The organism is Pseudomonas sp. SF2 (assembly GCF_036858055.1).
GTDB lineage: Bacteria > Pseudomonadota > Gammaproteobacteria > Pseudomonadales > Pseudomonadaceae > Aquipseudomonas.
In genome coordinates this window covers 30,424-45,326 of the sequence record NZ_JAMBDI010000039.1, presented here as the reverse complement: position 1 = coordinate 45,326, position 14,903 = coordinate 30,424, and the positions used below count along the sequence as shown (strand labels likewise).

The window sequence follows — 14,903 nt, the reverse complement described above, 5'->3', positions numbered from 1 at the left end:
CGTACAAACAAGGCGGTCGCGTGCGCTGGCACAGGCGATACTGGCCCGAAACAGATGTAGGAGCGAGCTTCGCTCGCGATGCGCCGCGCGGGCGGCGCTCGATTTACGCACCCTCTCAAAACTCAAGACAGGCACTCAAACCTTGAAATGCTCGGCCACGGCGTCGGAAAAGTGCGTGCAGTTGATGCGCGCATGGCGTTGATAGTCACGGCTGACGGCAAAGGCCGAGCCTGGCATCAATAGCACCTTGTGCTGTTCCAGGCGATGCATGAAGGGCTGCAGGTCGGCCAGTTCGGGGTGGTGGACCCACAGGAACATGCCGCCTTGCGGCGTTATGTCGAACTGCCAGCCACGTTCCCTTAACAACCGTTGGGTCTGGGCCTGCTGGCGGATCAGGCGCTGCTGCAGGTCTTGCATGTGCCGGGCATAGGTGCCGTCGGACAGGATGGTGTTGACGAAGCGTTCGCAAAACGCCGGCACCGCCACGCAGGTCAGCAGTTTCAGGCGTGTCAGCGGCTCTATCAGGTCGGTCGAGCAGGCGATGTAGCCCACGCGCAATGAAGCGGACAGGCATTTGGAGAAGCTGCCGATGTAGATGACCCGCTCAAGGTTGTCCAGTTCGGCAAAGGTCTGGCGCACGCCCGGGCTGAAGTCGCCGTAGACATCATCCTCGACCACGAAGAAGTCGTGTTCCACCGCCAGACGCAAGATGCTGAAGGCATTGTGCGGGCTGATATTGCCGCCGGTCGGGTTGTGGAAGGTGCTGTTGCAGAAGAACGCCTTGACCTTGTGCCTGGCCAGGTGCTCTTTCATGTCTTCCACGTTCGGTCCGTCCTGGGTTCGCCGCACCCCGACCACGTGGCCACCGGCCAACTGGATCAGCTTGATCAGGTTGCCATTGCCGGGCTCGTCGACGAACACGTGATCGCCTGGCTTGATCAGCAACCGCGCCACCAGGTCCAGCGCTTGCGTGGCGCCCAGAGTGGTCAGCAACTGGCCTGGCTGGGCATCGACACGGGTCAGGCGTTTCAAGTGCACGCACAGCTGTTTGCGCATGGGCAGGTAGCCCTGGATGTCGCCATATTCCGCCAGCGAACTCTGCTCCAGCCGCGCCGTGCGCCGAATCGCCTTGGCCAGCAGCTCGGTGTCACGCCAGGCGGGTGGCAGCCAGCCGCTGCCCAGTTTGGTGTAGTGCTGGCCCCCCTGCAGCAGCCTGAACAATGGGTCGCCGGCCATGCCTGTGGGCGCATCCACCGTGCCGGTTTGCCGTGTATGGCTGGCGACGAAGTAGCCGCGGCCAGGAATGGCGGTCAACACACCTTCGCTGACCAGCCGGGCATAGCTGGAGACGACATCGTGGTAACTGCAGTTGACCGCCGCCTTCAGCTTGCGGATGGACGGCATGCGCTGCCCAGGCAGCCATTCGCCGGCTTCAAGGCGCTGTTTCAACTGGTCATGAAGGCTATGCGGGCGCATGTCGGGTCCTGCAACTGTTAGAAAAAATAGCCTAACAGTTAACCGGAAAGCGCGTCGACTGTTCGCATTTCAGAGCGCGGCAGATGCGACCATGCAGCTGTCGGCACTTTTCGCGATGTCGAAATCACCCCGTCCACCTACCGTGAGCACACGCTATGTCGAGCACACTACCGCGGCGCACTTATCTGTTTTTCACCGCGCAATCGATCAATCTGACGACTGCGGTCATGTCCGTGACCATGGCGGCCATTGTCGGGGCGGCACTGGCGCCTGCCGCCACGTGGTCCACGGTGCCTTACGGTTTTCAGTTTCTCTGCATGATGCTGGCTACCTACCCGGTCTCCGGGCTGATGAGCCGTATCGGCCGCAAGCGGGCGTTCATGCTGGGCTCGATACCTTTGGCGGTGTCCGGCATCACCGGCTATCTGGCCGTGCTGTACCAGCACTTCCCGACGCTGGTGGTCAGTCATTCGGCATTGGGCATCTACATTGCGTTTGCCAACTTCAACCGCTTCGCGGCCACCGACAATCTGGCCCAGAACCTGAAGCCAAGAGCGCTTTCGCTGGTCGTGGCAGGTGGGGTGATCGCTGCCGTGGTCGGGCCGGCGCTCACCGAATGGCTGCGCGACCTTGGCGGGTATCCGTTGTTTTCGCTGTGTTACGCCGCCTTTGTCGGCCTGGCGGTGATGTCCTTACTCATTGCGGTTTGCCTGCCCGACGACAGCGGTATCGCCGATACCGACCGTGCAGCGAAACCGGCTGGTACAGCCGCTGAGCCGCTGAGCCCGGTGGTCGCCTTGGCCATGGCAGTGGCCGCGCTGGGCTACGGAATCATGAATTTGCTGATGATCCAGGCGTCGATGCACATGAAACACATGCATGAGGACTTTTCCGACGTTCGCCTGGCGATTCAATGGCATGTGATTGCCATGTTCGCCCCGTCGTTCTTCACTGGCGCCATCATCCACAAGCTCGGGATCAGGGCCACCATCTGTCTAGGCCTGGGCCTGTTGATCGGTTGCACGGCCATGAACCTGTGGTCGCACAGCTACGCGATGATGACCTTGGCGCTGATAGCCCTCGGCCTGGGCTGGAACCTGACCTACGTGGGTGGGGGGGCGCTGTTGGCGCAAACGCTGCAAAACAGCCCGGCTGCGATGCAGATGCAGGGGAAAAACGATCTGGCCATTGCGGTGTTCGCGACCATTGGCGCATTCAGCCCGTCGCTGTTGCTGGGCTCGGTCGGCTGGGACGGCACCAATGCCATTTGCATGGCCCTGTGCATCGTGCTGCTCATGGCCACCGCCGGGGTGCTGCAGCGCAAGGTAGCCGGGCCTGCAAGGGCCAGCTAGGCAGGAAGGCCCCGACTACCCACAGCGCGGCCCGCAGCAGGGACGCGCAAGTGCTGTTCAGGTCAGGCGCCGTGGCACTTCTTGAACTTTTTCTGGCTACCGCACGGGCAAGGGTCGTTACGGCCAACGTCTTTCAGGGCGTTGCGTACCGGCTCCTGGTGGCCGTGGTTGCAGTGCGGGCCGTGTACATGGCCATGATCGTGGTGGTGATCATGATCGTGGTTGCAGTCAGGGCCATGAACGTGGGGTTGTTGGGACATTGCAGGGTTACTCCGGGTTGTAATCGCCGGGGATTATCTCACCACTGCGCGACAAGTGCAGGTCCCGATGGATGAGCAACCCGGTCGCCAGCTCGCCCTGCAGGTTGTAATGCAACGGTTGCTCGCTTTTCAGCAGCTTGGCCAGCGGTTTCAGGTGCTGCCACAGGTTGGTCCGCGCGGTGATCTTGAAGGTGCGCCGGGCATGCCCGCCGACACTGCGCCACAGGCTGGTTTCATCCTGCACCAGCAACAGGTCGTTGAGGCGTATGGCATACGACAGGTTGCGGATGAACAGGCGGCTGTCATTGGGGTTGTCGACCCGCAGGTGCAGCACGAACTCCTGCTCCAGCAACCTGGCCTTGACTGTCTCCACCTTGACCAGGTGCACCTCGGGCTCGCGCCAGTCATCACCGCCCCAGCTGGCGCAGCCCGCCAGCAGTGCCAGCCATGCCATCAGGGCGGCGAACAGCAGCGGGCGGGGGCGGGCGATCATGTTCAGCTACCCACGTAACTGGCGCAGCATTTCTTGAACTTCTGGCCGCTGGCGCAGGGGCAGGGGTCGTTGCGCCCGGCCTTGAGCCCGACCGTGGGGTCGATGAAGTACCAGCGCCCGGCATGCTGGACGAATGCCGAGCGCTCGCGGTGCTGATGGTCGCCCTCCTGGTCGTGCCAGCGAGCGGTAAAGGTGACGAAACCGTGCTCCGGCTGGCCGCCCAGCACTTCTGCGCTTTCCACCTCCAGGCCCAGCCAGGTGCTCTGGGCACTCCAGGCGGCCATGGCGGCGCGGTCCAGGCCGGCTTGCTGGGCCGGCAGGGTGGTGGCCACCAGGTAGTCGACCAGGCCCAGCACGTAGGCACTGTAGCGCGAGCGCATCAGGGCCTGGGCATCCGGTGCCGGGGTGCCGGCATGGTAATGCCCGCAGCAGGCTTCGAGCAGGTTGCCACTGCCACAAGGGCAGACCGAGACACTCATCATCACCACCAGTACTTGCCGAAGTTTTCAGGGTTGGCCCAGAACTTGGCGTTGAGCCAGTCCGGTACCTGTTTGTAGTCATGTAGATCATAGGTGAACAGGCTCAATACCTGCTGGTCACGGCGGAATTTCTCGCTGGCCGACAGGGCCAGGGCAAAGAAATCGGTGTCTTGCCAGCCACAGGCGGCCAGGTCGGTCAGCACCGCGACCCGGCTGGCATTGAGGTTGCGAATGCCACCGAGCAGTTCCAGGCCGGTGCGTTTGGGCAGGTGCTCCAGGCAGTCCACCAGTACCGCCAGGTCAAAGCGCTGGGCTGCCAGTTCGGCCGGTAGCGGGCCTGGGGCGGCAGTGGCGATGGTTACCTGTGGGTGCGCCTGGGCGAAAGCGTCCAGCGCCGGGAAGCGCGTGCCTACCAGCAGCAGGCGTTGCGGGGTGAAGCGCTCCAGCAGGGCCGCCAGGGCCTGCTGCGGGGTGCGCTGGGAAAAACCGTCGGTCATTGGCAATCCTCGTTGAAGTCGTCCAAGACTAGCGGGCCGCAGCGTGCGGGCAAAGAGGCATGTGACCGTGTCGTGGCTTATTGGTGGCAGGGATCAAATGCTCGGTCTTTACTCCCAGAGATCGGCCTTATGCCGATTCCCCCTAGGAGAAGCAATGAAATGAGCATAGTACGCACAGCGATACCCCTGGTCCTGCTCACCAGTGTGTTGACTGGTTGTGCAGGTTTGCAAAAGACCGACTGGCCGAAATGTGCTGCCGTCGGGGGTGTAGGCGGCGCTGCCCTGGGCGCCATCGAGAGTTCCAGCTGGGCTGGCTGGGGCGCGTTGCTGGGCGGTGGCCTGGCGGCGGGCTATTGCTGGGCCCATGGCGATGGCGACGAGGATGGCGACGGCGTGCCGGACAGCCGTGACAAGTGCCCTGGCACCCCGCGTGGTGTGCAGGTGGATGCCAACGGTTGCCCGCCGCAGCCGGCTGCGGTGGTGGAGGAAGTGGTGGTGCAGAAGGAAGAAGTCATCGTCATCCGCGATGTGCACTTCGAGTTTGACTCTGCGCGCCTGACCGCCAGCGACAAGGAGCGCCTGAACACCATTGCCACGCGCCTGAAGCAGGAAGCGCCGTCTGCCCGCCTGAGCGTCAGCGGCCATACCGACAGCGTCGGCTCCGACAGCTACAACCAGAAACTGTCCGAGCGCCGTGCCCACTCGGTGACCGATTACCTGGTCGAGAGCGGTGTGCCGCGCAGCAGCTTCGTGTCGGTGGTCGGTGCCGGTGAAACCCAGCCGGTGGCCGACAACGCCACGGCCGACGGGCGTGCCATGAACCGCCGTACCGAGATCAAGATCCAGCGGTAGAACGGCGTGCGCCCGTGCCTTGAGCAGTGGCACGGGCGTGCCTTGACGGCGGTCAGCCGTTAGTGGCCAATGACACAGGAGCATTCAGCATGAGTGTGACGTCGAAGGCGGCGCTGCCGCTGTTGGTGGCTGCCAGCCTGCTCACGGGCTGCGCCACCCACAGCGATGGCAGCGCGCCCCTCAACCAAAGGACCTGGCCCATCTGCAGCCTGCTCGGCGGCCTGGTCGGTGGTGGCCTGGGGGCCATCGAAAGTTCAAGCTGGGCGGCCGGCGGCGGTGCCCTTGGTGCCATTGCCGGGGGCCTGATCTGTTACGCCCAGGATGGTGACGAAGATGGCGACGGCATTTTCGACCGCCGCGATCGTTGCCCCGATACCCCTGCCAACACTACGGTCGACCACATGGGTTGCCCGTTGAAAGTGTACCCCGCATCGCCGCCTGCCACTGAACCTGAACCCTCGCCAGAGGTGATCATCCTGGATGACAACGGCGCAGTGATGTTCGCCTTCGACTCCGCCGAGCTGACCCCGGCGGCCCAACAGCGCCTGCAGGGCCTGGTGGCGAAACTCGATTCACCGACGGTGACCAAGGTCAGCGTGATCGGGCATACCGACAACGTAGGCTCCGACAGCTATAACCAGGCGCTTTCCGAGCGCCGCGCCGGCAGCGTGGCCGAGTACTTGATCGGCCAGGGGCTGGCGCCGGGCAAGGTCACCAGTCAGGGGCGCGGCGAGAGTGAACCGCTTACCGACAACGAAAGCGAGGAGGGCCGCGCCCGCAACCGACGGGTGGAGCTGCACCTCAACTGAGCGGTGCTGGCGCCTGCCTTGGCATTGCAGTTAATGTTGGTCGCACGGCCCGCTCGAACGGGCCGTCTGGACATAACAACAATCCATGGGGGCGGGGTATGAAGTTCATCCTGGGCCTGGGCAAGGTCCTGACAGTCGCTTTCTGGGGTGTGGTGTTGTTCAATCAGTTGATGCCACAACCTTTGCCCTTCAACCTGCTGATCAACGCCGCGGGCATCGCCTTGCTGGGCCTGCACCTGCTCGAAGTGCTGTTCTTCAATGGCAGCTTGCGCGGGCGCAGCCACCGCTGGTTCGATCGTCTGCAGATCCTGTTGACGGGTATCTTCCATGTCATGTCCATTCCCCGTGCGCAGGAGGCGCCGCGAAATGCGTAATTTGATGTTGCTGGCCATGTTGGCCGCTCCCCTGGCCCAGGCCGAAAGCCTGGTGGTCGCTGCCAACTCCATGCTGCGCCTGCCCGACAAGTCGGCCAGCGTGCACCTTGCGCACCTGCGTGTCGCTGACGCCGCAACCCTGCTGCTGCCTGCCTCGCTCGCGGAACTGAAGGTCGACCAGCTGGAACTGGGGCGCGATGCGCGTATCGCCATTGCACCGTCCGATAGCCCGTTGCTGATCGAGGCGCGCAGCGCGCGGCTGGGTGAGGGCAGCGAATTCAGTGCGCCGGGGGCGGCGGGCACCTACCAGCGGGGAGCCCGGTCGGGTCGCAGCCTGGACCTGAAACTGGCTGAAGTGGATGCCGAGCGGCTGGCGATCGATGCCCGTGGCGGTGCCGGTGCGCCGGGTTACGTGGGGCTCGATGGCGCCAACGGCCAGGCCGGTGGCTGCACCTGGGGCCAGGCCAGCCGCGGTGCCAATGGCGATGACGGCGGCAACGGGCACGATGGCGCGCCGGGTGGGCGCATCCGCCTGAGCGTGCCGCAGGGCTTCCCGCAGGAGCGCATCGTGGTGCGCCTGGACGGTGGTGCACCGGGCAAGGCCGGGGCTGCTGGCAAGGCCGGTAAAGGCGGGGCGAGCAAGGGCTGCCTGGTGTACCGCACCGACGCCGGTGCCAATGGCCGCCCGGGGCAGCCGGGCCAGCCCGGGTTGGCGGGGGCAGCGGGCGAACTGATCCTGCAGCGCCTGTGAAACCTGTACGGCCCTATCGCCGGCAAGCCATGGGCAGTACCTGTGGGAGCTGGCTTGCCGGCGATAGGGCCGGTGCAGGCAGCATCAGATCATCAGGCGCGAACTGGCCACTGCGACCACGGCCAGGCCCAGCAGCAGGTTGATCCCGACCATCCGCCGAATCCGCCCCAGCACTGCCGCACCCGCCGGCCAGTCCTCGGCCTGCACCGCCGCCTTCAGTTCCGGCAACAGCAATGCCTGGATGCGCATGAACAGGGCAAACATGGCGATGCCCCCACCGATCATCACCTGCACATACTTCGGTGCAGTCTCGAAGCCGCTGAAGCGCATGTGCAACATGCCGATACCACTTATCGCCAAAATCGCCACGGCCAGCCAGACCCAGCCGAAGAAGCGTCGGAAAACTTCCACCCACAAGCGCAGCCGGGCAGGCCCTTCAAGGGCTGCAACCGTTGCCGGGCGCAGCACCAGCCAGGCGAAGAACATGCCGCCGACCCACACCAGGGCGGCAAGGACATGCAGTGTGTAGGGCAGGGCAAAGGCAAGCATCCGGATCTCCATGCGGCATAAAGGGCAATAGCGGGGTATGATAGCCGCCCCATGCGAAACACTGAAAATATATCCAGCCCTCCGGGCGCCTGCAGACCATGATCAGCAACGAACTCAAAGCCACCATCCAGGGCGCCTATACGCGTTTTCTCGAAGCCAAGAGCCTCAAGCCACGCTATGGCCAGCGTCTGATGATCGCCGAAGTGGCCAAGGTGCTCGGCGACATCGCCTGTGACGAAGAAGGCCGCCGTGCTGGCGAGCCTGCCGTGGTGGCAGTGGAGGCAGGCACCGGTACCGGCAAGACGGTAGCCTACAGCCTGGCTGCCATTCCGGCCGCCAAGGCTGCCGGCAAGCGCCTGGTGATCGCCACCGCCACCGTGGCGCTGCAGGAGCAGATCGTCTTCAAGGACCTGCCCGACCTGATGCGCAGCAGCGGGCTGAACTTCAGCTTCGCCCTGGCCAAGGGCCGTGGCCGTTACCTGTGCCTGTCCAAGCTCGACATCCTGCTGCAGGAGGGCCACGCCCAGTCGGCCACCGCCCAGCTGTTCGAGGAAGAAGGCTTCCGCATCGAAGTCGACGAGCGCAGCCAGAAGCTGTTCAACAGCATGATCGAGAAGCTTGCCGGCAACCGCTGGGACGGTGACCGCGACAGCTGGCCCGAAGCCCTGGAAGACCAGGACTGGGCGCGCCTGACCACCGACCACAGCCAGTGCACCGGCCGTCATTGCCCGAACTTCCAGCAGTGCGTGTTCTACAAGGCCCGCGAAGGCATGGGCAAGGTCGACGTGATCGTCACCAACCACGACATGGTGCTGGCCGACCTGGCCCTGGGCGGCGGTGCGGTATTGCCCGACCCGCGCGACACCATGTACGTGTTCGACGAAGGCCACCACCTGCCAGACAAGGCCATCGGCCATTTCGCCCACTATTCGCGCCTGCGCTCCACTGCCGACTGGCTGGAGCAGACCGCCAAGAATCTTACCAAGCTGCTGGCCCAGCACCCGCTGCCCGGTGACCTGGGCAAGTACATCGAGCAGGTGCCAGAGCTTGCGCGGGAAGTGCGCACGCAGCAGCAGTTCATGTTCACCCTGTGCGAGCAGGTTGCCGACTTCCGCCCCAGCGAGGACAACGAAGGCCGTGAGCGCCCCCGCTACCGCTTCGAAGGCGGCGTGGTGCCGGAGCAGATCCGCGAAGTGGGCATCGAGCTGAAAAAGGGCTTTGCCCGCCTCAACGACCTGTTCACCCGCCTGGCCGACCTGCTCAAGGAAGGCATGGACGGCGAGGTCAGCATCGGCATCGCCAGCCACCAGGCCGAGGAGTGGTACCCGCTGTTCGGTAGCCTGGTCACCCGCGCCCAGGGCAACTGGGAGCTGTGGACGGCCTTTACCGCCGAAGACCCGGAAGACAGCCCGCCCATGGCCCGCTGGCTGACCCTGGCCGAGAGCGGTGCGCTGTTCGACATCGAAGTCAACGCCAGCCCCATCCTGGCCGCCGAAATGCTTCGCCGCAGCCTGTGGAGCGTGGCCCATGGCGCGCTGGTGACGTCGGCGACGCTGACCGCGCTGGGCAAGTTCGACCGCTTCCGCATGCGCTCGGGGTTACCGCGTGACGCGGTCACCTGCGTGGTGCCCAGCCCGTTCGTGCATGGCGATGCCGGCCTGCTACGGGTCCCCGACCTCAAGGCCGACCCGCGCGATGCGGCGGCGCATACCGCGGCGATCATCCGCGAGCTGCCGAACATCGTCGAGGACGCCCGCGGCGCGCTGGTGCTGTTCTCCTCGCGCAAGCAGATGCAGGACGTGTTCGATGGCCTGGACCGTGACTGGCGCAAGCTGGTGCTGATCCAGGGCAACCTGTCCAAGCAGGAAACCCTGAACAAGCACAAGGCGCGGGTCGACGATGGCCAGCACAGCGTACTGTTCGGCCTGGCCAGCTTTGCCGAGGGTGTCGACCTGCCGGGCGCCTACTGCGAACACGTGGTGATCGCCAAGATTCCCTTTGCCGTGCCCGACGACCCGGTCGAAGCGGCGCTGGCGGAGTGGATCGAGGCCCGTGGCGGCAACCCGTTCATGGAAATTGCCGTGCCTGACGCTTCGCTGCGGTTGATCCAGGCCTGCGGCCGCCTGCTGCGAACCGAACAGGATCGCGGTGTCATCACCTTGCTTGACCGGCGCCTGGTCACCCAGCGCTACGGCAAGGCTATTCTCAATGCGCTGCCGCCGTTCCGGCGGGAAATTTCCTGACCGCCGGAGCACTTGCTCCGGCGCGTTGTCCATTACTCAGTCTTGGGCCATGAGGGCCCTGAAGGAGAGCCCCAGCCTTATGGTCCGCCGCACCCTGCCCGCCGTTTTCGCCCTGTTGTTCAGCTCGCCCTTGCTGGCTGGGCAGCAGACGCTGTTCAGCTTCGTGCGCCCGGCCTCGGTGGTCAATGTGGCGACCGAGGATGCCGGCATGCCGCAGTACAACGCGGAGCAGACGGCCGAAGGCGAGGTGTTGCGGCGCGTGGTGTTCAACCCGGCCCAGCGGCCGACCCTGCGCCTGAGCCCGCAAAGCGGTGTGTGGGACTGGTCCAGCGGGCAATTCCTGACCTTGCGCCTGCAAAGCGCGATGGATTGGGCGCTGACCGTGGATGTCATGGTGCAGGGCAGTGATGGCCGCACGTTGACCAGCCGCATCGACCTGCCTGCCGGTCCTGCACAAACCGTGATGGTACCGCTGACGGCCAGCTCGCCGCTGAGCCAGGGCATGCGCGCCGGCCCGCCCATGCCCTGGAGCCATGGCGGCCAGCGCCTGCTGCTGACCAGCAGCACCGGCGCGGTCGACCTCAAGCAGGTGGCCTCGGTCAGCCTGAGCATCCCCAACCCCAAGGTGGCGCAGAACCTGCTGATCGAACGGGTGGGCATCCAGGATGACGACCAGGCCTACAAGGCGGCCTACCACGAGCTGATCGATGCCTATGGCCAGTCCACCCGCGGCCATTGGCCAGAGAAGGTTGCCAATGACGAGCAGCTCAAGGCGGCCGATGTGCGCGAGCAGCAACAGCTCAAAGGCTGGCTGGCAGAGCGTGGCAAGCAGCAACTGGACGCGTACGGTGGCCTGCTGGCGGGACCAGCGTTCGAGGCCAAAGGCTTCTTCCGCACGGAAAAACGTGACGGCCGCTGGTACCTGGTAACACCCGAGGGGCACCCGTTCTATTCCCTGGGGGTGAATGCCGTGGCTTCGGATGGCGGGCGAACCTACGTTGCCGGGCGTGAGGGGATGTTCAAGGCGTTGCCGGGCGAGGGCGATGCACTGGCCGCATTCTATGGCGAGGGCAACAACGACGACGGCAACGCTTCGTCGCAAGGGCGCAACTTCAAACAGGGGCGCTGGTTCGATTTCTATGCCGCCAACCTGCAGCGCACCTATGGCAAACCCTGCCCGCCCGCGGCAGAGGGGCAGCCGGCCAACTGCCCGCCGTTGGCGCTGGATGCCGCCCGCTGGCAGGCGCATGCACTCGACCGCCTGCAGGCCTGGGGTTTCAACACGATCGGCAACTGGAGCGAGCCGGCCCTGGGCCAGGCCAAGCGCATGCCGTACACCTTGCCGCTGTCGATCGTGGGGGATTACGCCAGCATCAGCACCGGTATGGACTGGTGGGGCAGCATGCCCGACCCGTTCGACCCGCGTTTTGCCATGGCCACCGAGCGCGCCGTGGCCATTGCCGCCCGCGATCACCGTGACGACCCCTGGCTGATCGGTTATTTCGCCGACAACGAACTGGCCTGGGCCGCCCCCGGTAGCGACCCCAAGGCGCGTTACGGCCTGGCCTATGGAACCTTGCGCCTGACCACCGACGTGCCGGCCAAGCGCGCCTTCCTCAAGCAGTTGCGCGACAAGTACCGCAACCAGGAAGGGCTGTCCAAGGCCTGGGGCATCGAGCTGACCGCCTGGGAGCTCATGGAGGACCCGGGCTTCGAGGCACCGTTGCCCGACCCGGAGCACCCGGAAATCGAGCGTGACTACCAGCACTTCCAGCAGGTGTTTGCAGAAACCTACTTCAGGACCATTGCCGACTCGTTGAAGTGGCATGCGCCCAATCACCTGTTGCTGGGGGGGCGCTATGCCGTCAGCACGCCTGAGGCGGTCAAGGCCTGTGCCGAGTTCTGCGATGTGCTCAGCTTCAACTTCTATACCCTCAAGCCGCAGGATGGCTACGACTTCGCCAGCCTGGCCGAGCTGGACAAGCCGGTGTTGGTGTCCGAGTTCCAGTTCGGCTCGCGCGATCGCGGGCCGTTCTGGCCGGGGCCGCTGGAATTGGCGCGTGAAGAAGACCGCGGCCCGGCCTACGGCAACTTCCTCAAGGCGGCCCTGGCGCAGCCGATGATCGTTGGCGCGCACTGGTTCCAGTACCTCGACCAGCCGGCCAGCGGGCGCCTGCTCGATGGCGAGAACGGCCACCTGGGGTTGGTGGCGATCACCGATATGCCTTACCCGGGGTTTGTCGATGCCGTGCGCAAGAGCAACTTGCAGGCAATGAGCCAGCTACGTACTCAGTTGGAAAAACCGATTCCCTGACTAGTGTGCAAATGGATGTGGGAGCGGGCGTGCCCGCGAATCAGGCGACCGGGTGGATGGCACCGGCCATGCCGGTGTTCGCGGGCACGCCCGCTCCCACATTAAGTCCAGCTTGGCTACCGTTCATCGTAACCACCCAGCCCAAGCCAGTTTGCAAAACGCCAAACTACTGAAACAATGCACACCATTTTCGGAATTGGTCGTACGGAGAACAGCGGGTGCAGATCCAGGGTCACTATGAGCTGAAGTTCGAAGCAGTGCGCGAAGCCTTTGCCGCGCTGTTCGATGATCCCCAGGAGCGTGGCGCCGCGCTGTGCATCCAGGTCGGTGGCGAAACCGTGGTCGACCTGTGGGCCGGCAGTGCCGACAAGGATGGCCAGCAGGCCTGGCACAGCGACACCATCGCCAACCTGTTCTCCTGCACCAAGACCTTCACCGCCGTCACCGCCCTGCAACTGGTCGGCGAAGGCAAGCTGGCCCTCGATGCCCCGGTAGCCAACTACTGGCCCGAGTTCGCCCAGGCCGGTAAACAGGCGATCACCCTGCGCCAGTTGCTCAGCCACCGTGCCGGCTTGCCGGCCATCCGTGAGCTGCTGCCGGCCGAAGCGCTGTATGACTGGCAGGCCATGGTCGATGCGCTGGCTGCCGAAACGCCCTGGTGGACACCCGGCACCGAGCACGGCTATGCCGCCATCACCTACGGCTGGCTGATCGGCGAGCTGATCCGCCGTGCCGATGGCCGTGGCCCCGGCGACTCGATCGTCGCCCGTACCGCGAGGCCGTTGGGGCTGGATTTTCATGTCGGCCTGGCGGACGACGAGTTCCATCGCGTGGCGCATATCTCCCGTGGCAAGGGCAACGCCGGGGATGCTGCGGCGCAGCGCCTGCTGCAGGTGACCATGCGCGAACCCGAGGCCCTGTCGACCCGGGCCTTCACCAATCCGCCGGCGATCCTGACCAGCACCAACAAGCCGGAATGGCGGCGCATGCAGCAGCCAGCGGCCAATGGCCATGGCAATGCGCGCAGCCTGGCGGGCTTCTATGCCGGGTTGCTGGACGGCAGCCTGCTCGAATCCGAACTGCTCGACGAACTGACCCGTGAGCACAGCCTCGGCCAGGACCGTACCTTGCTCACCCAGACCCGTTTTGGCCTGGGCTGCATGCTCGACCAGCCCGACGTGGCCAATGCCACCTTCGGCCTCGGTGCCCGCGCCTTTGGCCACCCCGGTGCCGGTGGTTCGGTCGGTTTCGCCGACCCGGAGTACGACGTGGCCTTCGGTTTCGTGGTCAATACCCTTGGCCCTTATGTGCTCATGGACCCGCGAGCCCAGAACCTGGTACGTGTCCTTGCCAGTTGCCTTTGATCGGGTAATGCGGGTATTGCCCCACCCCTTTGACTATCCTCAATGCCAACGCCTGAAGGGCGTAGACAAAATTTCTTTCTATTTCATGGTGTATCGCTGATGTCTTCACACAAAACCTTAGCACTCGCCCTGTGCCTGACCGCCGTTACCGGCTGTGCCAGTCACCCCCAGGACGGCTCGAAGGACAGCGCCTCGAGCTGGTGGCCCTTCGGTTCGGACAAGGTTGCCGAGCAGGAAGTGAAGCAAGCCGTCACTGAAAACGTGGCCAAGGCCGACGCCAAGTCCGAGAATGCCAGCCGTTGGTGGTGGCCGTTCGGCGCTGACGAGAAGCAGGCCAAGGGGCCGGTGGTACCGAAGATCGACCAGAAGGCCACCCAGGCCTGGCTGGACGAGTACGAGCCCAAGCTGCGTGAGGCGATCAAGGGCAGCAAGCTGGAGCTCGAGCGCCGCGACAATGTGCTGGCCGTAACCATTCCGGTGGACGGCTCGTACAACCCTGACCGTCCGAACATGCTGCTGCCGATGACCCTGGGCCCGATTACCCGTGTGGCCAAGACCGTCGAAGGCGATGCCAAGACCGCCGTGTTGGTGCTTGGCCATGCCGACAACAGCGGTGTCGCTGCCGCCAACCAGAAGCTCAGCCTGGAACGTGCCGCTTCGGTGTCGGCCATCTTCCGCCTCAGCGGCCTGCAGCGTGACCGCCTGACCCTCAAGGGCATGGGCTCGGAAATGCCGCGCGCCGCCAACGACAGCGCCGAAGGCCGTGCCCTGAACCGCCGCGTGGAAATGCTGCTGACCCCGCAGAACACCATGGTCGCCCTGTTGGCCAAGTACCAGCAAGCCGCCCCGGCGCGGGCCCCGATGGTGGCGGTACAGGATGTAAAAGCGCCTGCGGCCAAGGCTGCCGACAGCAAGCCTGCCGCCAAGGCTGCGGCGAAGAAGCCTGTAACCAAAGCCAAGGCCAAGTCGCCAGCCAAGACCACGGCCAAGAAAAAAGCCGCGCCGGCCAAGCCCGTCGCCAAGAAAGCTACCGCTGACAAGAAAGTAGCTGCCAACAGCCCTGCGAAGACCAACTGATCGTCAAGGAACG

Annotated in this window: 15 protein-coding genes; 9 read left to right on the top strand and 6 right to left on the bottom strand. The window is 64.7% G+C overall.

The window, feature by feature from the left end:
* Nucleotides 1-135: 135 nt before the first annotated feature.
* Nucleotides 136-1,476 carry an aminotransferase-like domain-containing protein gene (locus M2S36_RS20490; RefSeq protein ID WP_233687014.1) on the bottom strand — a complete coding sequence of 447 codons (1,341 nt, stop codon included), beginning with the start codon at nt 1,474-1,476 and terminating at the stop codon, nt 136-138.
* Nucleotides 1,477-1,631: 155 nt separating this feature from the next.
* Between M2S36_RS20490 and M2S36_RS20485 the strand changes: the two genes are divergently transcribed.
* Nucleotides 1,632-2,828, top strand: a complete 1,197-nt coding sequence (locus tag M2S36_RS20485) for an MFS transporter (RefSeq protein WP_241105943.1) — start codon at nt 1,632-1,634, stop codon at nt 2,826-2,828.
* A 62-nt stretch (nt 2,829-2,890) separates the two neighbouring features.
* Here M2S36_RS20485 and M2S36_RS20480 read toward each other — a convergent pair whose 3' ends face one another.
* Genes M2S36_RS20480 through M2S36_RS20465 form a run of 4 tightly spaced genes read right to left on the bottom strand, consistent with a single transcriptional unit; the run spans nt 2,891 to nt 4,557 of the window.
* On the bottom strand, nt 2,891-3,088 hold the full coding sequence (locus tag M2S36_RS20480) for an SEC-C metal-binding domain-containing protein (protein ID WP_003258907.1): 198 nt from the start codon (nt 3,086-3,088) through the stop codon (nt 2,891-2,893).
* A gap of 7 nt (nt 3,089-3,095) precedes the next feature.
* Nucleotides 3,096-3,581 (bottom strand): LEA type 2 family protein, encoded by a 486-nt coding sequence (locus M2S36_RS20475; protein WP_207832906.1) that lies wholly within the window; start codon nt 3,579-3,581, stop codon nt 3,096-3,098.
* A 2-nt stretch (nt 3,582-3,583) separates the two neighbouring features.
* Complete coding sequence (locus M2S36_RS20470) at nt 3,584-4,060, bottom strand: YchJ family protein (RefSeq protein WP_063913121.1); 477 nt, start codon at nt 4,058-4,060, stop codon at nt 3,584-3,586.
* Nucleotides 4,061-4,062: 2 nt separating this feature from the next.
* Complete coding sequence (locus M2S36_RS20465; RefSeq protein WP_207832904.1) at nt 4,063-4,557, bottom strand: DUF6231 family protein; 495 nt, start codon at nt 4,555-4,557, stop codon at nt 4,063-4,065.
* A 159-nt stretch (nt 4,558-4,716) separates the two neighbouring features.
* On the opposite strand from M2S36_RS20465, the gene M2S36_RS20460 reads away from it, so the two are divergent.
* The 4 genes from M2S36_RS20460 to M2S36_RS20445 all read left to right on the top strand — a co-directional run bounded on the left by M2S36_RS20460 (nt 4,717) and on the right by M2S36_RS20445 (nt 7,343).
* Nucleotides 4,717-5,409: an OmpA family protein gene (locus M2S36_RS20460; protein ID WP_063913119.1), complete on the top strand. Its 693-nt coding sequence runs from the start codon at nt 4,717-4,719 to the stop codon at nt 5,407-5,409.
* Between the two features lie 89 nt (nt 5,410-5,498).
* Nucleotides 5,499-6,218: an OmpA family protein gene (locus M2S36_RS20455; RefSeq protein WP_207832902.1), complete on the top strand. Its 720-nt coding sequence runs from the start codon at nt 5,499-5,501 to the stop codon at nt 6,216-6,218.
* A 98-nt stretch (nt 6,219-6,316) separates the two neighbouring features.
* Nucleotides 6,317-6,592, top strand: a complete 276-nt coding sequence (locus tag M2S36_RS20450; protein WP_051100302.1) for a DUF1145 domain-containing protein — start codon at nt 6,317-6,319, stop codon at nt 6,590-6,592.
* Nucleotides 6,585-7,343, top strand: a complete 759-nt coding sequence (locus tag M2S36_RS20445) for a collagen-like protein (protein WP_207832900.1) — start codon at nt 6,585-6,587, stop codon at nt 7,341-7,343. Before M2S36_RS20450 ends, M2S36_RS20445 begins: the two co-directional genes overlap by 8 nt.
* Nucleotides 7,344-7,427: 84 nt before the next feature.
* Here M2S36_RS20445 and M2S36_RS20440 read toward each other — a convergent pair whose 3' ends face one another.
* Nucleotides 7,428-7,892 (bottom strand): CopD family protein, encoded by a 465-nt coding sequence (locus M2S36_RS20440; RefSeq protein WP_207832898.1) that lies wholly within the window; start codon nt 7,890-7,892, stop codon nt 7,428-7,430.
* A 98-nt stretch (nt 7,893-7,990) separates the two neighbouring features.
* Between M2S36_RS20440 and dinG the strand changes: the two genes are divergently transcribed.
* From dinG to M2S36_RS20420, 4 genes are all read left to right on the top strand, one after another.
* Nucleotides 7,991-10,135 carry an ATP-dependent DNA helicase DinG gene (gene dinG / locus M2S36_RS20435; protein ID WP_207832895.1) on the top strand — a complete coding sequence of 715 codons (2,145 nt, stop codon included), beginning with the start codon at nt 7,991-7,993 and terminating at the stop codon, nt 10,133-10,135.
* A gap of 79 nt (nt 10,136-10,214) precedes the next feature.
* Nucleotides 10,215-12,449, top strand: a complete 2,235-nt coding sequence (locus M2S36_RS20430) for a beta-galactosidase (RefSeq protein ID WP_333957752.1) — start codon at nt 10,215-10,217, stop codon at nt 12,447-12,449.
* Between the two features lie 218 nt (nt 12,450-12,667).
* Complete coding sequence (locus M2S36_RS20425) at nt 12,668-13,813, top strand: serine hydrolase domain-containing protein (RefSeq protein ID WP_333957751.1); 1,146 nt, start codon at nt 12,668-12,670, stop codon at nt 13,811-13,813.
* A gap of 99 nt (nt 13,814-13,912) precedes the next feature.
* A complete protein-coding gene (locus tag M2S36_RS20420) occupies nt 13,913-14,890 on the top strand; it encodes an OmpA family protein (protein ID WP_207832889.1) in 978 nt (325 codons plus the stop codon).
* Nucleotides 14,891-14,903: the final 13 nt, after the last annotated feature.